The 234-nt window shown below is 31.2% G+C and carries 1 pseudogene; it reads right to left on the reverse strand.

Going from position 1 to position 234, the window contains the following annotated elements:
- Positions 1-234: pseudogene (locus SB689_RS24255) on the reverse strand (DNA-protecting protein DprA); the annotation flags it as partial.

The following is a 234-nucleotide window of genomic DNA, read 5'->3' on the forward strand; positions in this document are numbered from 1 at the left end:
ATTGGTAAAATTTTATGGGATGGAATGTCGATTTTCTGTACCAAATCATCCAAAGTAATCTGTGGATTATCTTTAATACTTTGATAAATAAATTTTTGATTTTCAGTTAATTGTATTGAAGTCTCACTATAGGGAAACAACTCTTCAATTTTTTCCTGAGGATTGTTCAGACCGAGCATGTTGATCAGGTCTTTTACGGTTGAAATGGCACTTGCTTTATTATGGAAAATCAAT

This window comes from Chryseobacterium sp. SIMBA_038, assembly GCF_046535115.1.
GTDB lineage: Bacteria > Bacteroidota > Bacteroidia > Flavobacteriales > Weeksellaceae > Chryseobacterium.